Annotated in this window: 18 protein-coding genes, 1 tRNA gene and 1 pseudogene; 5 read left to right on the forward strand and 15 right to left on the reverse strand. The window is 65.6% G+C overall.

Annotation, left to right across the window (positions count from 1 at the left end; all coding sequences use genetic code 11):
* The 5 genes and pseudogenes from ACIRA7_RS04420 to ACIRA7_RS04440 form a co-directional block, all read left to right on the forward strand.
* Positions 1-719, forward strand: a pseudogene (locus ACIRA7_RS04420) (hypothetical protein); the annotation flags it as partial.
* Positions 719-1006 carry an acylphosphatase gene (locus tag ACIRA7_RS04425; protein ID WP_396219609.1) on the forward strand — a complete coding sequence of 96 codons (288 nt, stop codon included), beginning with the start codon at positions 719-721 and terminating at the stop codon, positions 1004-1006. The pseudogene ACIRA7_RS04420 and the gene ACIRA7_RS04425, both read left to right, overlap by 1 nt.
* A gap of 106 nt (positions 1007-1112) precedes the next feature.
* On the forward strand, positions 1113-1643 hold the full coding sequence (locus tag ACIRA7_RS04430; RefSeq protein ID WP_396219610.1) for an adenine phosphoribosyltransferase: 531 nt from the start codon (positions 1113-1115) through the stop codon (positions 1641-1643).
* 87 nt (positions 1644-1730) lie between these two features.
* A tRNA-Arg gene (locus tag ACIRA7_RS04435) sits at positions 1731-1804 on the forward strand.
* Positions 1805-1956: 152 nt separating this feature from the next.
* Positions 1957-2622 (forward strand): YfgM family protein, encoded by a 666-nt coding sequence (locus ACIRA7_RS04440; protein ID WP_396219611.1) that lies wholly within the window; start codon positions 1957-1959, stop codon positions 2620-2622.
* Positions 2623-3099: 477 nt separating this feature from the next.
* On the opposite strand, the gene dapF is transcribed toward ACIRA7_RS04440, so the two are convergent.
* From dapF to kdsB, 15 genes are all read right to left on the reverse strand, one after another.
* Entirely contained in the window at positions 3100-3948 is an 849-nt protein-coding gene (dapF, locus tag ACIRA7_RS04445; protein WP_396219612.1) for a diaminopimelate epimerase, read from the reverse strand.
* Positions 3948-4700, reverse strand: coding sequence for a polyprenol monophosphomannose synthase (locus ACIRA7_RS04450; RefSeq protein ID WP_396219657.1), 753 nt, complete (start codon positions 4698-4700; stop codon positions 3948-3950). Before ACIRA7_RS04450 ends, dapF begins: the two co-directional genes overlap by 1 nt.
* Before the next feature lie 21 nt (positions 4701-4721).
* The gene (locus ACIRA7_RS04455; RefSeq protein WP_396219613.1) at positions 4722-7163 is read right to left on the reverse strand and encodes a hypothetical protein; all 2442 of its coding nucleotides are present in this window, start codon (positions 7161-7163) and stop codon (positions 4722-4724) included.
* Positions 7150-8199: a lysylphosphatidylglycerol synthase domain-containing protein gene (locus ACIRA7_RS04460; RefSeq protein ID WP_396219614.1), complete on the reverse strand. Its 1050-nt coding sequence runs from the start codon at positions 8197-8199 to the stop codon at positions 7150-7152. The genes ACIRA7_RS04455 and ACIRA7_RS04460 overlap by 14 nt, the downstream gene beginning before the upstream one ends.
* Positions 8196-9401 carry a glycosyltransferase gene (locus ACIRA7_RS04465; protein WP_396219615.1) on the reverse strand — a complete coding sequence of 402 codons (1206 nt, stop codon included), beginning with the start codon at positions 9399-9401 and terminating at the stop codon, positions 8196-8198. The genes ACIRA7_RS04460 and ACIRA7_RS04465 overlap by 4 nt, the downstream gene beginning before the upstream one ends.
* Positions 9402-9427: 26 nt before the next feature.
* The gene (locus tag ACIRA7_RS04470; protein ID WP_396219616.1) at positions 9428-10402 is read right to left on the reverse strand and encodes a glycosyltransferase family 2 protein; all 975 of its coding nucleotides are present in this window, start codon (positions 10400-10402) and stop codon (positions 9428-9430) included.
* Between the two features lie 106 nt (positions 10403-10508).
* Positions 10509-11996 (reverse strand): RNA polymerase factor sigma-54, encoded by a 1488-nt coding sequence (gene rpoN, locus ACIRA7_RS04475; RefSeq protein WP_396219617.1) that lies wholly within the window; start codon positions 11994-11996, stop codon positions 10509-10511.
* Positions 11993-12757: an LPS export ABC transporter ATP-binding protein gene (gene lptB, locus ACIRA7_RS04480; RefSeq protein ID WP_396219658.1), complete on the reverse strand. Its 765-nt coding sequence runs from the start codon at positions 12755-12757 to the stop codon at positions 11993-11995. Before lptB ends, rpoN begins: the two co-directional genes overlap by 4 nt.
* Before the next feature lie 434 nt (positions 12758-13191).
* On the reverse strand, positions 13192-14931 hold the full coding sequence (locus tag ACIRA7_RS04485) for a hypothetical protein (RefSeq protein WP_396219618.1): 1740 nt from the start codon (positions 14929-14931) through the stop codon (positions 13192-13194).
* 3 nt (positions 14932-14934) lie between these two features.
* Complete coding sequence (lptC, locus tag ACIRA7_RS04490) at positions 14935-15504, reverse strand: LPS export ABC transporter periplasmic protein LptC (protein ID WP_396219619.1); 570 nt, start codon at positions 15502-15504, stop codon at positions 14935-14937.
* On the reverse strand, positions 15501-16463 hold the full coding sequence (locus tag ACIRA7_RS04495) for an SIS domain-containing protein (RefSeq protein WP_396219620.1): 963 nt from the start codon (positions 16461-16463) through the stop codon (positions 15501-15503). The genes lptC and ACIRA7_RS04495 overlap by 4 nt, the downstream gene beginning before the upstream one ends.
* Entirely contained in the window at positions 16460-17122 is a 663-nt protein-coding gene (locus tag ACIRA7_RS04500; RefSeq protein ID WP_396219621.1) for a KdsC family phosphatase, read from the reverse strand. The genes ACIRA7_RS04495 and ACIRA7_RS04500 overlap by 4 nt, the downstream gene beginning before the upstream one ends.
* Positions 17122-17964 (reverse strand): 3-deoxy-8-phosphooctulonate synthase, encoded by an 843-nt coding sequence (kdsA, locus tag ACIRA7_RS04505; RefSeq protein ID WP_396219622.1) that lies wholly within the window; start codon positions 17962-17964, stop codon positions 17122-17124. Before kdsA ends, ACIRA7_RS04500 begins: the two co-directional genes overlap by 1 nt.
* The gene (locus tag ACIRA7_RS04510) at positions 17961-19640 is read right to left on the reverse strand and encodes a CTP synthase (RefSeq protein ID WP_396219623.1); all 1680 of its coding nucleotides are present in this window, start codon (positions 19638-19640) and stop codon (positions 17961-17963) included. Before ACIRA7_RS04510 ends, kdsA begins: the two co-directional genes overlap by 4 nt.
* A 49-nt stretch (positions 19641-19689) precedes the next feature.
* Positions 19690-20451: a 3-deoxy-manno-octulosonate cytidylyltransferase gene (gene kdsB, locus ACIRA7_RS04515; RefSeq protein ID WP_396219624.1), complete on the reverse strand. Its 762-nt coding sequence runs from the start codon at positions 20449-20451 to the stop codon at positions 19690-19692.
* Positions 20452-20458: the final 7 nt, after the last annotated feature.

Consider the following 20458-nt stretch of genomic DNA (forward strand, 5'->3'; position numbering starts at 1 on the left):
CGACGGCGTTCAACATGCCGGTCATCGTGCACTCGACCGAAGATGAGGCCCCGGCGTCGGTCACGGATCCGGGTGAGCTGTTCGCCGACGCCGGTGATCCTGTGGCGCCGGACGCGGCGTCGCTTCCGTGGATCGATGTGTTTCTGTCCTCGACGCCCGCGATGCCGATGCGCGCGGTCGACGAGCGGATCGCGTCATTGACCGTGCCCTCGACGGAGGCCATCGGAGATGACGTGACCGCCTCGGACCAGTGGCCGCCGAGTGCCGACGAGCTTGAGGCACCGACACCCGCTGACGCGTGGGCACTGGACGACGCCGCCGCGCAGATGCGGGCGTTGGCCGACGAGCTGCGTGAGCACGACGGCATCGGGCTCGCATCGGGCGAGTCCGACCGCCTGTTCGAGGGCGCGGCACCGCCGCCGCCGGTGCTGGCGTCATGGGGCGACGACGATCTGATCGACATCATGCCGACGAGGACGGCGGGCCCCGTCGTGACGCCACGTGTGCCGACGCCCGGGTCGCCCTCCCCGCTTGCGCCGTGGGCGGATCGCGCGCGTCGGGCGGGAGACGAGAGTTCGGAGGCTGCCGCCCGTGCACTCGAGGTGCTCGCCCGGCGTGTTCGCGACGGTGAGATCTCGTTGGCCGGCTACGAACCTCGTCTTGGTGACGCCGCTGCCCTGGCGGCGGCACTCGCCGCACTGCTTGGCGTCCGTCGGTAATGGCACCGGCGGTTCGCCGCTATCGCGTGGACGGGAGGGTGCAGGGCGTTGGCTTTCGTTGGTATGTGCGGGAGCACGCGCGCGCACTTGCGCTCACTGGATGGGTGCGAAATGAAGCCGATGGCGCGGTGGTCCTAGTCGCGGCCGGCGAGGCGGCGATGTTGGAGACGTTCGAGCGTCACCTCCGCGTTGGCCCCCGGGATTCGACCGTCACCGGGATTGTCATGCGCGAGCTGACCAGCTTCGACGCCAGGGGGTTGCCGGCGCCGTTCGCAATCGAGCGATAGTCTCGAGCGATAACGTCGAGCGGTAACGATGGGACGGGGAGCGCGCCCAGGTCGAACCCGGCGCGGTACCGGAGCGGTCACGGGCTCTCGGCGCTACCTTCCCACGATGCTTGGTACTCTCATCGACCGACTGTCGGCCTCGCTTCGAGAGGTCCCGGACTTTCCCAGCGCCGGCATTCTCTTCAAGGACATCACCCCGGTTCTCGCCGATCCGGCCCTGCTACGCGACGTGATTACGGCGATGGTCGCGCCGTTTGGCCATGCGGGCGTCACCCATGTGGTCGGCGTGGAGAGTCGTGGCTTCCTGTTCGGGGTGCCGATGGCGTTGCAGCTTGGCGTGTCGTTCGCGCCCGCGCGCAAACCCGGCAAGTTGCCGTGGCACACCGAGCGCGAGTCGTACGACCTGGAGTACCGAAGCGATGTGCTTGAAATGCATACGGACGCCGTGCGGGTCGGTGATCGCGTGTTGGTGGTCGACGATGTGCTGGCGACTGGCGGCACGGCGTCGGCGGCCTGTCGGCTGGTCGAGCGCCTCGGTGGAACGGTCGTCGGGGTGTCGGTGCTGGTCGAGCTCGAGGTGCTGCAGGGCCGGGCGCGGCTACCGGATCGCCCCGTTCACGCCGTTGTCCGCTGCTGAGCACGAGAACCGGCGCACCGCCTTGAGCGGCGGGCCGGAATCGGCGAGATTCGCAAGGCCGGCGTGGCGAGGCTCGCGCGCGGTTTTGTCCCCGTAGCTCAGTTGGATAGAGCGGAAGTTTCCTAAACTTCAGGCCGCAGGTTCGATCCCTGCCGGGGACATCTTTTTCACGACAATGCGACTGCCCCCGTGCATTCCGGGCACGATCGCCGCTATGTTCCACCAGTTCCTCCGTCCACACCGGACGCCCCATCACGAACGGGCGCCCGGTTCGTGGCGTCCTCCTCTTTGCCCCTCATCGCTGGTCTTCCGCATGGCCCAGTCGTCCCGTTCCGCGTCGTCCTCCTCGAGCCTCTCCGACGATCCTCTGGAGAAGTTTGGCGAGTGGTTCCAGTTGAACAGCCGTCCGATCGGCATGGCGGTTGGCGGCGTCGCGGTTGCCGCGTTGGCGATCTTCGGCTATCGCAGCTACTCGACCGGCCAGAACGAGAAGGCCTCGACCGCGCTATACGCCGCCCAAGCCCCGATGGGTCAGGGCAAGTTTGACGAGGCCGCGAAGGCGCTGGACAAGGTGGCCAAAAGCTATTCCGGAACGGCTGCCGGCCAGCAAGCCGCGTTGCTGTTGGCCCAGTCGCTGTTCGAGCAAAAGAAGTACGCGGAAGGCATCGCCGCGCTCGAGAAGTTGGTGGGCGGCGCGGGCGCGGATTTCAAAGCCTCGATGGAATCGATGATCGCGGTCGGCTACGAGCTGCAGGGGAAGTTGGCGGACGCAGCCTCCCACTACGGCAAGGCCGCGGCGGCAGCCAAGTTTGCGAACGACAAGAGCAGTTATAAGGCGTCCGAAGCGCGCAGCCTCATGGCCGCTGGCAAGAACACGGAGGCGCGGAAGATTTGGGAGGAGCTGGCCAAGTCCGACGGCCCCTCGTCGCAGGAAGCCAACGTCCGCCTGGGCGAACTGGACGGCGCGGGTAAGAGCTGATCCGCGTAGCTGGTGGCGCGCTCGCGCGATGTGGATGAAGACTCGCGCCGATGTTTTGTGAGATGGCTTGTGGTGATGGCGGTCCGGAGATGCTCCGGGCCGCCATTTGTTTGTGGACATCTCGCTCGGGGAAGGCGCGCCGGCTGCGCCCAGGCACGGACGGATCCGCCAATTGTGTGGAAATCCGCGTCTCTTTGCATGCGCATAATACATGTTATGTAAACTTATGTCCGTGGATAACTGTGGGAAATATCCGACCGTTTGGTCTGTCACTATGTGGAAGAACGCCGCAAAGCATTGATGATTAACGCGTTACAGCGTATCGGCCGCGGTGCTGTCCGACGAGAATCTCACGAAACGTCAACCTCTCCACCTTCCCACATCTATTCGGTGGCGTTTGGTGCGGCTGATTGCGTTCGCGAGGACGCGCGCACGATGTGCACAACGCAAAACCGTGAGCTGCTGCGCGGCGCCGATTCAGATCGAGTCAATCACGCCGTGAAACACCACGCGGCCTTCGCCACGCAATGTCGGCATGTAGCCGACCGACGGTGACCATGTCGGGGTCAGGCGGACCTCGAGGTCGCGCCCGGATCTGGTTCGGATGGTGACTGTCGACGCCTTCGCTTCCCCCCATGCCGTCAGCAGAACTGCCGTCGCGATGGCGCCGGTGCCGCACGCGAGGGTCTCGCCTTCCACACCGCGTTCAAAGGTCCGATACCGCCAGCGACCACCGGGCAACGGAGACACCCAGTTCACGTTGGCCCCGGCAGGTCCTAAGGCGAGATGGCGGCGCAGCAACGGCCCGCGACGTTCGACATCTACTCGATCGGCATCCTCACAGAGGATCACGACGTGCGGAATCCCGGCGATGGCGAAACCGATGCGCTGCTCCCCCTGGACCGGAGGAATAGGTAGCTCGGTCTGTATCGTCGTGACCGGCGGGAGGTCGATCTCGGGCCCCCCCGTCGTCACGCGGCTGGCGATGAGCCCCGCCGGCGTCGTCAGCGTCATCGCGGATTCCGCCGCCAGGCCAAGGATCGCCGCCATGGCCGTCGAGCAGAGCGTGGCGTTTCCGCACAGGTCTGCCGGCGTACCGTCGTTGTTATAGTAGTGGATCCGGACATCCGCGTCCGGAGTCGCGGGCTCGAGAACGACTAGACCATCGGCTCCTATCCCGTTGTTCCTATTGCAGATAGACCTGATGATCTCCGGTGATGCTACACGTTCGAGCGACACCTGGCGGCCGTCAAGGACCACGAAATCATTGCCGGATCCCGTCATCTTTATGAAGGCGATGCCCTGCAGCGTCGAACGCGGCGACATCAGGCACTCCCCGTGATGGCCCACCAGCGAAGTCGCCAGACCATCCAGATCGCCTCGCGGACGATCCCCTTGGACATCTTCGATTCCCCTTCCGTGCGGTCATGGAAGACGATCGGAATCTCAGCGATGCGGAATCCGCGCTTCCACGCCCGAAAGCTCATTTCGATCTGGAAGGCGTAGCCGTTCGACCGGACCTGATCGAGTGGGATGGCCATCAGCACTTCTCGGCGGAAGCACTTGAAGCCGCCCGTCGCATCGCCCAGTCGAAGACCGGTCACCGCACGCGCGTAGATGTTGGCGCCGTACGACAACATGAGCCGGGTCATCGGCCAGTTGACCACCGTCACCTTGCCGTCGCGGTACCGGGAACCCAGCACCAAATCGCTGTTCCGAATCGCGGCCAGAAACTCCGGCAGGTGGGCGGGATCGTGTGAGAAGTCGGCGTCCATCTCGAAGATGAACGCGTAGTCGCGTTGGAGCGCCCACTTGAACCCTGCCAGATAGGCACGGCCGAGTCCTTCCTTCCCCGCGCGATGGAGCACGTGGACGCGTGGATCGGCGGCCGCCAGTTCGTCGGCGAGCTTGCCGGTACCGTCGGGCGAGTTGTCGTCGACCACCAGCACGTCGAGCCGCGGATCCTGAGCAAGGATCAGCGGGACGATACGGGTGACATTCTCGCTCTCGTTGTAGGTCGGGACGATCACCAGGGCGCGTTCGCCTTGGGCGAGCGCGCCGCGAGCCGGAGTCGGAATTCTGGTCACGTCGTTTTCGCCTCAGCCTGCGAAGACATTGGCCGCGGATCCGGCCTTCCGATCGAGCGCCGTCCCGATAATCCACCAGAGCAACGCCGCGCCAAGTGCCAGCAAAGTCAACAACTTCCCCGTGTGATATGGTGCACTGTCGAAGCGAAGCTTCACGGACGTTGCGCCCGTGGGCAGCTCGACGCCGATAAGGGTGTAGTCGGCTCTGGCGATCGTGGTGGGCGTTCCGTCCACCGTCGCGGTCCAGCCGGGATAGAAATTTTCGGACACGATCAAGGCGCTGCCGCTCGGTGCCGGTCTGCCGAGAGTGACGTCGATGGCTCCGGGCTGATACCGCGTGACTTTCACACCGAACGGCACAGGCTCAGGCAACGGCGAGTTGACCGGTCTGGCTTGAGTCGTCGAGGTTGGATCAAAGATCGCCACCCGCTTCACATCGAACAACGGGTTCAGTACGGTCGCTTTGGCGGTCGGATCGTCGAGTTTCACGATGAGAGGGGCAACCCAAGCCGCCGGGTGATTGCCGGGCAACTCGTAGAGATACGTCATCGTCCCGGCCGCGTTACGGACCGGGCCGGCGGCCAACTTCGCCCCCTGGAATGGCACGCCCGGGGCGTTTGTATAGAAGAATCGCGCGTTGGCGAGCGACCAGAAGTTTGGGTTCGCGACGGACTGGAGTCCCTCGCTCTTGCCGTAGAGCTCCTGATACCGGCCAAGTTCGTTCCCGTGGTAGCCGAGAACGCCGCGGATGCCGTGGTGCATGAGAGCGTTCCCCAGGATGAATGGATCATGCGGGGCCATGTTGTCGCCAAGCGGAATGGCGATGACCCGGGCCGGTTCCGGCTGCGACTTGAGGAACCGGATGATGTCGTCTTCCGCGTACAGCCGGTCGGCGCGGGCCGAGAAGATCCAATAGTGCCGCTCCACGCTCCACAGATCGAGCGCGACCACGACAACGAGCAACCAGCCGGCGGCGGGAGCCTTGAGTGCGCCACGCGCGACCGCGAGGATAAGACCGACCATCGCCAGAACCGCGACAGCCGATCGCCACGCGCCAGCGACGACGTTGCCGGCGTTGGCCTGAATGAGGTCGCCCCGCGAGTCGCCAAGAATTGACAGCGCGAGGTTCGTGAAGCCGCCCGACGTGGCGATGATCGCGACGCCGATCGCGAAGCTTCCCCAGCCGATCGCGTAGCCGGTAGTCCCCTTCCCCGCGAGTGCTCGTTCGGCACCGAATGATGCAAGGGCAGCGCATGCGAAGGCACTCACATAGGCGACGGTGCTTGGTGCGCGGAAGAATTTGGATCCGGGCACGACCGCATACACCAGTTGATAGAACGGCGTATTGCCGCCCCACGCCCACAGGAGCGAGATGATCAGGGTGCCCAGCCAGAACCACGCGTGCGAACGATGGCGATTCACGACGCCGCCGCCGAACGCGAAGAGGGCGAGCACGAGCACCGACGCGCCGATGTACTCGCTATGGAAATGGATCCCGTTGCGGCCCCAGTACTGCTCCAGAAGACCGGAGAACTGCGGGAGATAGAGGTTGATCGTTTCCTCGAGCGGGAACGAAAACGTCGTCGCGTAGTCGTAGCCCTTGCCACCCGCCCGGGGTGACCAGGGCACGTACTCGAGCACCGGGAGATACTGCACCGCGCCGATCACCGCGCCGAGCAACACCGCACCCAGTGCAAGCGCCAGTCGGGGGAGCGGGAAGGAGCGGGATGCGTCACGGGACGTCGTCGACGAATCCGACGCGAGGCTCCACGGCCGGAGCGCGAGAAACAGCGCATAGGCGCCGCACGTGAGCAGCAGGTATTGCAGGAGTTGCGGATGCGGCGAGAGCACAGCCAGACCGACGATCAGCGCAAGCAACCCCCAGGCGCCGCGACGTCCGTCGCGCATGCCGCGAATCAGGGCCCAGAGGGCGGCTGGCAGCAGGGCACTCACAAAGAGCTTCCCATCGTGTCCGGGCGACGCATAGGAGGCAACGGTCCCACTGAGAAGGTACGCGACGCCGCCCACGATCGCGCTCTGGAACCGCACGCCAGCCGCCCGAAGGAATCCAACGGTGAAGACACCGGCCAGCACCATGTGCAGCACGAACCCCCACGTCATCGCGATGTCGGTCGGCAGCACCATCCGCAGGAGGAACGTCGGATAGAAGATGTCGCCGTGCATTGCCGCGATGTACGGCATGCCACCGAACTGGAATGGATTCCATTGCGGGACCCCCTGCCCGTCCCGGATCGCGCGCGCTGCAAAATCACGAAAGGAATAGCCGGCGATGTACTGATCTGAATTCGGATTGACGAGAAACGCCCCGCCCAGCGCTGGCCAGGCGAGCAGCATCGTCGCGACCACGCACACGAGCGCCGCCCACGTCATGGGGAAGCGCGGTACCGTAGGATGTGCCGTGGGCGCTACCGTCGTCGCGTCAGGGCGAGCCATCAGGAGAGCGGGATGGGGGATCGGTGTGCACGTGCCCTGAGGAATCGCGCCGGTCACGCGTCGCCATGCCGCGATGGAGCACCGCGCGCTGTGGCGCGGGACGGACGAGGAGGCTGACAAGCCCCGGAAGCACTTCGAGCACGGTCAGCCAGAGCCTTGAGGTGACACCGAGGATGACGGCGTCCCCCTGCCCCGCGGCTCCGACACCCACGAGCAGCACGGTCAGCGCCGCCTCGCGGAACCCCAGGCCCCCGGGCGAGAACAGCACGAGGTACCCGATGAGGTATGACGCGGTAAAGACGGCGATGAACACAGCCGGCTCGCTCCTGATACTGGGAGTCACGCCACGCGAGAACAAGGCGAACGCCAGCCCGTATCCCAACCACGAGGCGGCGTTTATGGCGGCGGCTGTCCAGAGCGTACGCGCCGACAGGTTTTTGCCGGTCAGCGGCACGCCGCGTTTGGCCGCGAACCACGCGAGGACTGGCGGAAGAAGCCTCGGCAGGGCCAGAACACCAATCACGAACACCGCGGTCGCGACCACCGCACCCGTGTGAAACCCGGGGTAAAGCGTGTCGAGTCCTTGGGCCCCCATGATCACGGCGACGCCGAATCCAGCGCCGATGTTGAGGAGTGTACCGAGGACGGCTGCACCAGCCGCCGCTGCACCCGAAACACCTTCGCGGGCGGCCAGCACACTCAAGGCGCCTACGGACCAGACTTTCCCCGGAATCCAGCGTCCGAGATTCGCGATGGTCCATATCCGCACCGCGGCCGGATAGGCCAGCTCACCGCCCCAACCGCGCAGCAGCAGCCGCCAACTCTGGATCAGCAGCGCATAGACCGCGAGTACGGTCGCGCTGGCAGCGGCAATCCATCGCCAGTCGACGCGCACTGCGCGTGCCGAGGCGCGCATGTCTGTCCATTGGCCGTGCAGCGCCCACGCGATGAAGAGGCCCGTGAGCAGCAACACGGCGACTTTGAGCGCCGGATGATGCCAGACGCCGCGCTCGCGCCACGGTGCGGCGTTGGTCATCGTACCACCTGTCGGTAGTGCGTGAGGTAGCGCTCGGCCACCGCCTCTGGAGCAAATCGGGCGAGCATGTCGTCGCGCGCAAGTCGACCGCGCTCGTCCGCGGCGCCCTCGTCCGCGAGCAGTCGGGCGAGGGCGTCGCCAAGCGCCGGAATATCGCCGACCGTGACGAGCGTGCCGCCATGCGCGGTGCGGACGACATCGACCACTCCACCATCGGCGTACGCTACAACGGGAGTGCCGCACAGTTGCGCTTCCACAGCAACGAGCCCGAGTCCTTCCTCGCGCGACGGCATGGCCAGGACACGCGCCCCTTGGTAGAGCGGAACCAGCGCGGGTTGCGGCAAGGCACCGTACCACCGCACGCGCTCCGCCAGTCCGAGGGCGGCGGCTCGGGCGCGTAACGCCTCGCCCTCCGGCCCGTCACCGACGACGTCGAGCACGGTGGTTTCCCCCGCGCGCTGCGCCTCATGGGCGCGCATCGCGGGGGACACCATCGCCTCGAGCAAGTCGGCGAGTCCCTTCTGCGCATTCAGTCGACCCACGAACAGGATGCCGCGGCGCGACGACACCGGCATGGCCGGGGGAACGAAGTGCCGCGCGTCCACCGGCATCGGCGACACGGCGATCGACGCGTCCGGTGCGATGCGGAGCGCCGTTTCGGCCAGCCATCCCGACACGGCCGTGCAGATTGCCGCTTCGCCCAGCACGGCGCGCATGACGCCATGCGCCGGCGCCGTCCGGTGCGCGAGGCGCACGTCGGAGCCGTGCATCGTGATGACCAGCGGTGGGTCACCGACGTGGCGCGAGCGCCACAGCGACAGGCCGGCAGGAAACCACCAGTGCGCATGCACAATGTCGTACGGCTGGCCGGCGTGGGCGGCCGCTTCGATCCGCTCGCGAACGGCGCGGCGCATGGCTCGCAGCATGCCCACCAGCGCTAGCTTGCCGCTCCACGACGCCGTCACCTGCTCGGCCATGTTTCCAACATAGGCGAGCGTCATATGTGCATCGCTGGCGTACCGCACACGCTGGATGCGAACGCCCTCAAGGCGTTCGTCGAGCGCCAAGCCAGCCGCCGCCGGTGCGATGACATCGACCACCGCTCCCGCGGACTGCAGTGCCACGGCTAATCGCAGCACAAATGAGCCGGCTGCGTCACCGGAGAAGCGCGGCACATTGTGAGTGACGAAGAGCACGCGCACGGCGCGGATTACCGGAGTGCCGCGCGTCAGCGGTGGTCGCGATCGGCGCTGCCCGTCACGTTGATCGTGACCTCAGCGGCCTCTTCGTCGTGCTGCGCGCTGGCCAGCTCGTCGAGTTCACGGCGCAGTTCACGCACTTCGGATCGCTGCTGCGCGATCTGCTCGCCAAGAAGTCCGGTGGCGAAGAAGATCGAGCCGAGCATGAGGCACGTCTGGATGACCGTCCAGACCCAGCGTTGCCCCTGTCCGGTGACCGCAAGCCAGCCGAGCGCGCCGAGACCGGAGAGCACGCCGACGGCAAAGAGCGCCACGCCGAGCATGCCGAACGCCAGTAGCGGCTTCTGGCCGAACTTGAGTTCGAACCAGACCGCAATCATGTCGAGCACGCCGATGGGAATACGCGACAATCCAAACTTGGAACGACCGGAATGGCGGGCGTACAGCGGTACCGGCACCTCCGTGACCGTGAAGCCCTGGGCTGCCGCCATCACGATCATGTAGCGATGGAAATCCGGCCGCATCGGGAGCGCCGCCATGATCTCGCGACGGTAGGCTTTCACGTTGTTCAGGTCGCGCACCGGCACGTGGAAGAGCGTACGACTGAGTTTGTTGTAGATGCCGGAGACGAACGCCTTCTCGTACTTGCCCTGCTTGTACCCGGTGACCATATCCGACTCTCCGGCCAGGATCGGATTGACGAGCCGGGGGATATCCTCGGGCTTGAACTGCAGATCGGCCGGATAGAACACGAGCACTCGCCCATGCGACTGCAGATATCCGGTACGCAGCGCCTCGGCGATCCCACGCTGTGCGCGGTGGCGCACCGGTCGCAGGAACGGATACTGCGCACGGAGTTCCTGAAGCAGGGCCCAGCTTCCGTCGGTGGAGCCATCGTCGACCACCACGACTTCGTAGGCGGCGGATTCGTGGTGGAACGTGGTCGCGCACAGCTCGAGGAACAGCGCGAGGTTGCCCGCTTCGTCCTTCGCGGGCACGAGCACGCTGACGTCGACGGTAGCGTGAGACGTCGAACGGGAAGCGCGTCGGAGCGGACGGGCGGAGACGGCCATATCGGGAGAGAGGGAATCGCGTTGGGTCGCGCGCTGTTCAGACGCGCTTGCGCATGCGGGCGGGCAGCACGCCGAGTTGGTCACGGTACTTGGCGACGGTACGACGTGCAATCTGTACACCGGTCTGCTGCAGAATCTCCACGATCGCTTGATCAGTGAGCGGACTCTTGGTGTCTTCTCCAGACACCAGCTTGTGGATCTGGTCCTTGATGCCGCGCGCGGAGACATCGTCTCCGTCGCTGGTCGCGAGTCCCGATGAGAAAAAGAACTTGAGCGGCAACACGCCGCGCGGGGTCTGCACGAATTTCTCGTTGGTCACGCGACTCACGGTGGACTCGTGCATGCCAACCGCTTCGGCTACTTCACGCAGCGTGAGCGGTCGCAGTGCCTGCACGCCGCGCTCGAAGAAGTCACGCTGCCGATCGACGATGTAGTGCATGACCTTGAGCATCGTCTGGCGACGCTGCTCGATGGCCTGAATCATCCAGTTCGCCGAATTCAGCTTGCTGGCGATGAAGTCCTTACTCTCGGTGTCGAACTTCTTCTTGTCACGGGCGATCTCCTGATATGCCCGCGACAGCTTGAGCCGCGGCAGATTCCCGTCGTTGAGGAAGATGTGGTACGCCTGACCGATCTTGTCGACGACGAGATCCGGAATGATGTAGTTGTCGGCGCCGCTGCTGTAGCGAAGGCCAGGCTTCGGATCGAGCTTGGCGATGTCGTCGGCGGCGCGCTGCACGTCCTGTGCGCTGATCCCGTATCGCTTCGACAGCTCACTCCACCGGTGCGCGATGAGTTCTTCGAATGCGTCTTCGACCAACCGATAGGACAGTGACTCCCGATGTCCGGCGGCGCGCAGCTGCAGCAGCAGGCACTCGCGCAGATCGCGTGCGCCGACGCCGGGCGGATCGAGCTCCTGAATGATCTCGAGCATCGCCTGCATCTCCGCGCTGCTGAACGGCGCCACTTCGGCGTCGCGCTCCTCGGCCTCAGCGGCGATCCACTCGTTCACCCCGCGCTGGATCTCGTCGAGGGAACAGGCGAGATAGCCATCGTCGGAAATGTTGCCGACGAAGTCATCGGCCAGCACCGCTTCACGCGGCGAAAGGTCGAGCAGCGACAACTGCTCAGTGAGGTGGTCTGCGAGATGCTTGGTGTCGACCGTGACGGGCTCGAACCACTCGCGCTGCTCGTTCTCCTCCCGCTGCCCACCGGTCTCGAATCCATCGAGCAGCACGGCTTCCCAATCGACGTCGTCGTCTCCGGCCTTCTCCGGCTCCGGCTCGACCGTCGTCTCCGGCTCGGCCAGGTCCTGCGCTTCCGGGACTTCGTCCTCGTCGGCCGACTCGTCCTCCTCATCCTCGGGCTCGACGAGATCGAGGAACGGGTTCGTCAGCAGCTCCTGCTTGAGGTGCTGCTGGAGGTCGAGCAAGGGCATGTAGAGCAGGTCCATCGCCTGATAGAGGCGCGGATTGACCTTGAGCTCCTGCCGCAGCCCGGTACTCTGTTGGAGACCCGGCCTCATGACGTGACCACGGCTTCATCCGCTTCGGCGAAGCGAGCGCGGAGTCGCGCTGTGAGCGTCGGCCCGAGGTAGATCTCGGCGACGGTGTCGTCGAACACCAACTCACGCACGGTCCCCGAGACCTTGACCTGCCCATCGAACATGATGTAGGCGCGGTCCACAATGTCCAATGTCTGCTCGACATTGTGATCACTGATGAGCACGCCGATGCCCCGGTGGCGCAAACCGGCCACGATGGTCTGGATGTCGTGCACGGCGATCGGATCGACCCCAGCGAACGGCTCGTCCAGCATCATGAACTTCGGCTGCGTCACGAGCGCTCGCGTGATTTCGAGGCGTCGGCGCTCGCCGCCCGAGAGCTGGAAGGCGCGACTGCCACGAAGGTGTTTAATGCTGAGTTCGTCAAGCAGTATCTCAAGGCGTTCCTTCCGTTCGACCGCCGAGAGCGGCAGCGTTTCGAGGATCGCCAGGATGTTCTCTTCGACGGTCAGTTTTCGGAAAATCGACGGCTCTTGCGACAGGTACCCGATACCTTGGCGGGCGCGCTGATACATCGGCATGCCGGTGATGTCCTGCCCATCGAGCTTGATGCGTCCCGACTGCGGCTCGATGAGGCCGACCAGCATGTAGAACGTGGTCGTCTTTCCCGCGCCGTTCGGTCCCAACAGGCCGACGATCTCGCCTTGGGCCACGTTCAGCGCGACATCATTCACGACGCGACGGCCACGGTAGGCCTTTACCAGTCCCTCGGCACTGAGCACGGCGCTGCCGGTGACCGGCAGGCTTGCGGCCGGCGTGCGACCGACACGAGCATCCTCACCGGTCGCCTTGAGCTGACGCGCCAGGGCGGCGCGGTGTGCGCGCAGCGCCGTCCAGAGTACGGGCGTGACCTCGACCGTGGACTCCGGCGATGCGAGGCCGTGCGCCGGGAGTTTGATCACACCGCCTGCTGCAAGTCGCGGCAGAATCGCCGTCGCCAGATGCGCGCGCACCTCATCCATTGGGAGACGCGTGCCGTCGGCATGCTGCTCGATATACCGTCCAGCGATGGCGTGGAGCGCCGCGCCGCCGTGGGCGTCCGCCGCCTCGATCACCGCGCCGAGGGCCAGCGCCAGCGACCGATCGCCATGCACGACACGATCGACGAGCGCGAGGGTCTCCTCGAGCGAATTCGGCGTGGGCAAGGCGGAATCGGTCATGACGTTCGGCGGGAGATAGTGGCGGCGGCGGGCAGCGGGGCGACCAGCGGAGCCGAAGGCTCCGGATGCGGGGTAACAGGAGCGAGGGGCGGCTTGCGGGCCGGCGGCTTTTGGGCGGGCGGCTTTCGAGCAGGAGGCTTTCGAGCAGGAGGCTTTCGAGCGGTGCTGTCGGAAAGACTGTCGGGAGCGGGCTCGAGATACAGTCCTGATGCGCTGGAATCTACTCGAACATCCCGAACGGAGCCCGTGTCAAACTGCACGAAGATGTGCTGCCCCCGGACGTAGTTGAGCGCGGGCGGTGACGTCGGGCCCTGCTTTGAGGCGATCTGGAAGAGCGAACTGGCGTTTCCGAAGGCTCGGATCTCCTTGATTCGCGTCTGCTTGCTCGTGTCGGCCGGCGCCTGCGTGGTGTCGAAGTAGGCGAACAGACTGTCCCCGCGCAGCATGTCGCGATCGGATGACTTGATCTTGAGCGTGTCCGGCACGCCCTTGGCCACCGCTCCGCCAATGGCGCGCACTTCGCGCGGACGCTGTTCGGTGAGCACGATACGCATCGAGTCCGCCTCGACGTCCTGCTGTGGCGTCTTCGCCCGCGCCCGCCCCGTGCCAAAGGCGTACGCTTCGTCGATCTTCTGCTCCTTCAGCCGGAGATCGATGCGTTCCGCATTGATCACCAGGTCCTTGTTCGTGGCCGTCGCGCTGTGCAACGCGAAGACCCGATCGAGCTTCTTGTCGGTCGTGTACAGATCGATCGTGTCGCCGTTGAGCGTGAAGGCCTGTGACGTGTCCGTGCTACGAATGCGCGCGGCGCGCACCAAGCGCGCCAGCTGCGTCAGCTTGTTATACGCGAGCGAATCAGAGCGCCCGAGGATCTTCTCCCGGGTGATGATCACATCGCCCCACGCCAGTACGAGCGTGTCACCGAGATCTTCGAAGCGGTCGGCGGTCACGATCGTGGGCTGCCCCGGCTTTCCGGTGCTGTCCTTCTCGATGAGCCGGGCGGTGGGCCGATTCGGAGCGACCAGCTTCGCCACCGGACGGCCGGGCATCACGCGATAATACTCGATATTCGGGCCGGTGAACGTGCTCCCCGTGGCAAGCTGCGTGGCGACCACACCACCATCGGCGAACAGGCGGCCCTCGCGCGTAAAGTATATCGCGTGCGCGGCGGTCACCCGCAGCTTATTCGGTTCTTCGTAAACGACGTTCCCGTACATGTTGACGATGCCGGCCGATTCGAACTGCTCGGCGCTGTCGGCGCGGATGCGGTTATTCTCGCCCTGACAGCGTCCGATGAAGCCGCCGCCGATGAACGTGTTGGCCGTACTGTCGGGAAGCCGCGTGTAGAGCAATCGCGTTTCTGGCGGACTGTCCGCGAAATCCAGCACGCAGTTTCGCGTCGCGGCGGACGAGGCGGCCTTCTTGGCGGGACGCTTGGTCGCGGCCGTGGCGCTGTCGCGGCTCGCAGCCCCGCGCGCCAAGCTGTCCCTGGTCACCGCGCTATCCGTGCCCGCCGCCTTCTTCGCCTCCACGAGCGAGTCGACCCGCATGGAATCGGCACGCAACGAATCCGCACGCGCACCGACCCGGACTGCGCTGTCCAACGCCGCCGCGGCGACGGCAGGCGTGACCGACGCCGTCCCACGCCGCGCACCGCGGCATCCAGCCACGATGGCCAGCAGCATGACCGTGCCGAGTACGGTAACCGCGCGAATTCGCGAGCGTCGAGGAGTCACGCGTTACTTGGTGGGAATCTTGACGGGCGCGAGGCCCTTACAGTTACGAATGCAACGGAACCGCGTGAGCTGCGGATCGGACTCGAATCCCAGACCCGTGAATGTACGCGACGGCTCGTTCAGGACGAACGCACTATCGGTGAAGATCTGGTTGCGAACCTGATCGTACACGAGTTGTGGCGACGAAAGCCGCTTTCCATCATCCCGGACCACGACCACATCCCCGCGCGCATCGAGACGAGAGAGCCGCGCGTTGTAGGTGCCCGCCTTGGACGTGAGCACCCCATCCTTTACTCCGACCGACGTGTAGAAGGTGACGTTCACCCGGCGCAGCTCCATGCGGGTGCCATCGTCGTAGTTGAGAATGGTGTCTGCCAGCAGCACGCCCTTGGAGACGCCCTGATCGGTGAGGAAGATGCGACCGCCGAAGATGATCTGATCGGCCGAATCGGGGATCACTGTTTTCGTGGCCTTCGTCTTGACCGGCGTTTTGCCCTTGGCGCGTGGACAGGCGGCGGCGGCCAAGACGAGCAACGCGAGCGTCGGCATCGCCACGGAGGAACGCCAGCTCATGCTGCGCCCGCCCGCAAGAGGTCGTGCAGATGCACGATGCCCACGAGCTGGTCCTCTGCATTCAGCACCGGCATCGCCATGATGCCATGCGTTTCCATCCGATGCACCACAGCGCTCCCCAGTTCATGATCATGTGCCATCCGCGGCGTGGTGGTCATCACCGACGCGACGGCTACGGAGAGCACGTCCGCATGCCGCTCCAGCAACCGCGTCAGGTCGCCTGCGGTGACGACCCCCAACACGCGTTCCTGTTCCACGACCACGGCGATTCCCCGGCGCTCCGCGAGCAGCACGATGGCCTCGCGCATCGTCGCCGCTCGGTCGAGCAGGGGCAGCCCCGTGGTTACCATGACGTCACTCACACGGGTGAGCAAGCGCCGGCCGAGCGACCCTCCGGGGTGGAACCGGGCGAAATCTTCGGCCCGGAAGCCCTTCTCTCCCATCAGCGCGACCGCCAACGCATCACCCAGGGCCATGGTCACGGTGGTGCTCGTGGTCGGTGCCAGGTCATGCGGGCACGCCTCCTCCCGCACGCCAAGATCCAGCGTGACGTCGGCGTGTCGTGACAGCCGCGAGGAACGGTCGGCCGTCATCGCAATCATGCGGACTCCCAACCGCGAGAGTGCGTCGATCAACCCGAGCAACTCCTGACTCTCGCCACTCTTCGAGATAAGAATGGCGACGTCGTCTTCGCCGACGATGCCCAAGTCTCCGTGCACGCTCTCTACGGGATGTAGGAACATCGCCGGTGACCCGGTGGACGTAAACGTCGCCGCCATCTTGCGGCCGACCAGCCCCGACTTCCCGACACCGGCGATGATGACACGTCCCCGGCAGGCAGCCAGCAACTGCACGGCGCGCGCAAAGTCATGGCCGAGCGCGCGCTCGGCGTCGGCCAACGCGGCCGCTTCGAGATGCAACACGCGGCGACCGCGCTCGATGATCAGGTCAGCCGTCATGCGTGCGCGTCCTCACGAGCGTTCTCTTCATCAGGAGCCGCCGCAACGCTGCGGCTGGCCACGTAGCGCTCGACCGCATCAGTCCATTCGTTGCGCGCGACCAAGAGCGCCTCGGCGAACTCGCGCACCGCACCATGCCCACCGTGCGCCATCAGCTGCAGATGCGCCGCACGACGCACCTCAGCCACCGCATTGCCCACGGCGACGGGCAGTCCGACGCGGCGCAGCACGGCGAGGTCCGGCAGGTCGTCGCCGACGAACGCGACGTCGTCGAGCGTGCAGCCGAAGTCGGCGGCGAGCGTCGTGAGTGCCGCGAGCTTCCGGGCTTCCGGGTCCTGCACGACCGCATCAACACGAAGTTCACGTGCCCGCTGCGCGACACTGTCCGACACGCGACCCGTGATGATCACCACCTTGAGGCCACAGTCCCGCAGCAGCTGAATGCCCAGTCCGTCCTGAATATCGTAGCGCTTCAGCTCGAACGGCACGGCCGGCGCGCCTGACTGTGCCGATCCCAGGTAGATCCCGCCATCGGTCAACACGCCGTCCACATCGAGACCGACCAATCGGATGCGTCGCGCGAGCGACGGCTCTATACGCGGCGCCTCGATGACGAGCGGCGGGAGGAGGTCGGCGGGGGACTGGGGAGCAGACGGCATCACGAACGCACGCGATCCCAGATGTCGACCACGCGCGCCATGAGATCCCCCAACTGCTCGAGCGGGAGCATGTTCGGCCCGTCGCTGGGGGCACGGTCTGGCTCGGGGTGCGTCTCGATGAACAGCCCCTGCGCACCCGCGGCGATCGCGGCCAGCGTGAGGGGGGGAATGAATTCGCGGGCACCGCCACTGGTGCCGCCGGCACCTTGCCCCGGACGTTGCACGCTGTGCGTGGCGTCGAAGATCACGGGGACGTCGCAGGACTCGCGCAGTCGCGCAAAGCTGCGCATGTCCACCACCAGATCACCGTAGCCGAAAAACGTTCCGCGTTCAGTCACGGCCAGCGCCCCCGCTTCTACCGAGGCGAGCGTCGCCCCGGCTTCCACTTTGCGCACGGCGCCGCGCATGCCTTCGGGGTGCATCCATTGCCCCTTCTTCACATTCACCGCCTTGCCCGTCGCTCCAGCCGCCAGAAGCAGATCGGTCTGACGGCACAGGAACGCCGGGATCTGCAGCACGTCCACCACCTCGGCGGCCGTCGCGCACTGCGACGCTTCGTGCACATCGGTCAGGATCGGCAATCCCGTGGCCGCCCGGACGCGGGCGAGCGCGGCGAGTCCGGCTTCGAGCCCCGGACCGCGCACCCCGTCGACGTTCGAGCGATTTGCCTTGTCGAAGCTGGCCTTGAAGATGATGCCGCCGGGGACGTGCTCGGCTAATCGCGCCAGCGCGTCGGCGACGCGCAAGTTGAGCGTGTCATCCTCAAGCTGGCACGGGCCGGCGATCAGGAAGAGACGATCGGCCGGGAAGAGTGACGCGGTCATCGTGGCGGCGTCGGTCATGAATTCACGTGCACCAGTGTCGGTTGATCAGCTTGCTCGTGCGCGTGGTGGTAACGCTCGGCGGCCGCCACGAACCCGGCAAAGAGCGGATGGGGACGGAGGGGACGCGATTGCAGTTCCGGGTGGAACTGGCAGCCGATGAAGTACGGATGCGACGGGAGTTCGATCATCTCCACCAGCGAGTCGTCGGGGGAGAGCCCGCTGAGGCGCATACCGTGCTCGATCAAGGCGTCGCGGTACCGGTTCGAGACTTCGTACCGATGGCGATGGCGCTCGCTGACCTCGGGCTGCCCGTACACCTCCGCGGCCTTCGAGCCACGCTGGAGACGACACGGATAGGCACCAAGGCGCATCGTGCCGCCCATATCGGTCACCTCGCGCTGCGAGTCCATCAGCGAGATCACCGGATCGCTGCAGTCGGGAGCGAACTCACTCGAATGACTGTCATCAAGGCCCATCACGTGGCGCGCGAACTCGATGATCGCGACCTGCATGCCGAGGCAAATCCCGAAGAACGGAATCGAGAGTTCGCGCGCCGCGCGAATCGCCTCGACCATCCCTTCCACGCCGCGGACGCCGAAACCGCCCGGCACGAGCAATCCGTGATAGTTCGAGAGGATCTCACGCGACCGTTCCGGTGAGGTGAACAGGTCGCTCGACGTCCAGGCGAGATCGACGCCGACATCGTTCGCAATGCCGCCGTGAATGAGCGCTTCCTGTACGCTCTTGTAGCTGTCGACGTAATCCGTGTATTTGCCGACGACGCAGATCTTCACCCGGGTGTGCGGATTCGTGATGTGCTGCACCATCGTGCGCCAGTTCGTCAGGTCCGGCGTCGGCGCGACCAGGCGCAAGCGCTCCATAACGCGCTCCGCGAAGCCCTGCTGCTCGAATGACAACGGGATCTCGTAGATCGTTGGGACGTCGGGACTCTCGATCACGGCCCCGAAGTCGACGTTGCAGAACAAGGCGATCTTTCGCTTCACGTCGTCCTGCAACGGCTTCTCGCTACGGCAGATCAGGAAATCCGGCTGTATTCCGATTTCCATGAGCTCGCGCACGGAATGTTGGGTGGGCTTGGTCTTCACTTCGCCCGCGGCCGCGATGTACGGCACCAAGGTGAGATGCACGAATAACGCGTTCTCCTTGCCCACCTCACGGCGGAACTGCCGGATGGCCTCGAGGAACGGGAGCGACTCGATGTCGCCCACCGTCCCGCCGACCTCGACGAGCACAACGTCATTGCCCGGCGCGATGCGCTTTACGGCGCCCTTGATCTCGTCCGTGATGTGCGGAATCACCTGCACCGTGGAGCCGAGGTATTCGCCGCGGCGCTCTTTGGTGATCACATTCGAGTAGATGCGTCCCGTCGTGATGTTGTTCGCCTGCGAGAGCGGCCGGTCGAGGAAGCGCTCATAATGCCCGAGGTCGAGGTCCGTCTCGGCGCCGTCGTCCGTCACGAAGACTTCGCCGTGCTGGAACGGCGACATCGTGCCGGGGTCGACGTTCAGGTAGGGATCGAGCTTCATCATGGTGACGCGAAAGCCGCGTTCGACGAGCAACCGTCCAAGCGACGCAGCGGCGATTCCCTTGCCCAGCGAGGACACGACGCCACCGGTGACGAAGATGTATTTCGGGGTGGTCATCTGGCTCGCGCTCGTGCTCTTGGTAGTCATCAGCGGGTTCTCGCGCAGGTGGGACAAGGAAGCGGTCGCATCAGGTGCGTCACGACCGCGTATTCGAAGACAGAGCGTACCAGTGCCGATTAGCGCGGTCGAGATCGGCTTCCGTATCGATGCCGCCTTCGGCCATGGACACGTCAGCCACACCGATCGCCAAGCCGTGGGCCAGCGGGCGGAGTTGCTCGAGCCGCTCGACGAGTTCGAGAGGATGCGGCGACCAGCCGACCCACGCCTCGAGGGCACCGCGCGTGTACGCGTAGACGCCAACGTGCTGACGGATCAACGCCTGCTGGCCCTCGGCATCACCCGGTTCACGTAGGTACGGAATGGGCGCCCGCGAAAAGTAGAGGGCGCGGCCGTCATCGCCACACACGACTTTGACGATATCCGGCTGGAGCAGCGCCGCGGCTGGCACCGGGACGGCGGCCGTTCCGATCGGAGCCCGCCCCTCGGCGACGATTGACACGGCGCCGGCCAGCGCGTCGTGCGACACGAACGGCTCGTCGCCCTGCACGTTGAGAATCACGTCGAAGTGCGCAAACTCCGGACGGGCGGCAACTTCCGCGACGCGATCCGTGCCGCTGGGATGGTCGGCGCGGGTCAGGATCGCCGGGATTCCCCGTGCGGCACAGGTGGCGAGGACCTCCGGATGGTCGGTCGCCACGACGATGTGGTCACTGACGCCCAGCGACACGACCCGCTCATAGACCCGGACGATAAGCGGTTCGCCCGCGAGGAGGCGAAGCGGCTTGCGGGGAAGTCGGGTCGCACCGAGGCGCGCCGGGATCACCGCGAGGACTGGCATTGTCCGA

This window comes from Gemmatimonas sp., assembly GCF_044376735.1.
GTDB lineage: Bacteria > Gemmatimonadota > Gemmatimonadetes > Gemmatimonadales > Gemmatimonadaceae > Gemmatimonas.

Excerpts from the sequence above, each read along its gene's own strand:
- ACIRA7_RS04425 (WP_396219609.1), top strand. The coding sequence starts at position 719 with ATGGCACCGGCGGTTCGCCGCTATCGCGTGGACGGGAGGGTGCAGGGC.
- ACIRA7_RS04430 (WP_396219610.1), top strand. The coding sequence starts at position 1,113 with ATGCTTGGTACTCTCATCGACCGACTGTCGGCCTCGCTTCGAGAGGTC.
- ACIRA7_RS04440 (WP_396219611.1), top strand. The coding sequence starts at position 1,957 with ATGGCCCAGTCGTCCCGTTCCGCGTCGTCCTCCTCGAGCCTCTCCGAC.
- dapF (WP_396219612.1), bottom strand. The coding sequence starts at position 3,948 with ATGTCGCCGCGTTCGACGCTGCAGGGCATCGCCTTCATAAAGATGACG.
- ACIRA7_RS04455 (WP_396219613.1), bottom strand. The coding sequence starts at position 7,163 with ATGGCTCGCCCTGACGCGACGACGGTAGCGCCCACGGCACATCCTACG.
- ACIRA7_RS04460 (WP_396219614.1), bottom strand. The coding sequence starts at position 8,199 with ATGACCAACGCCGCACCGTGGCGCGAGCGCGGCGTCTGGCATCATCCG.
- rpoN (WP_396219617.1), bottom strand. The coding sequence starts at position 11,996 with ATGAGGCCGGGTCTCCAACAGAGTACCGGGCTGCGGCAGGAGCTCAAG.
- lptC (WP_396219619.1), bottom strand. The coding sequence starts at position 15,504 with ATGAGCTGGCGTTCCTCCGTGGCGATGCCGACGCTCGCGTTGCTCGTC.
- ACIRA7_RS04495 (WP_396219620.1), bottom strand. The coding sequence starts at position 16,463 with ATGACGGCTGACCTGATCATCGAGCGCGGTCGCCGCGTGTTGCATCTC.
- ACIRA7_RS04500 (WP_396219621.1), bottom strand. The coding sequence starts at position 17,122 with ATGCCGTCTGCTCCCCAGTCCCCCGCCGACCTCCTCCCGCCGCTCGTC.
- kdsA (WP_396219622.1), bottom strand. The coding sequence starts at position 17,964 with ATGACCGACGCCGCCACGATGACCGCGTCACTCTTCCCGGCCGATCGT.
- ACIRA7_RS04510 (WP_396219623.1), bottom strand. The coding sequence starts at position 19,640 with ATGACTACCAAGAGCACGAGCGCGAGCCAGATGACCACCCCGAAATAC.
- kdsB (WP_396219624.1), bottom strand. The coding sequence starts at position 20,451 with ATGCCAGTCCTCGCGGTGATCCCGGCGCGCCTCGGTGCGACCCGACTT.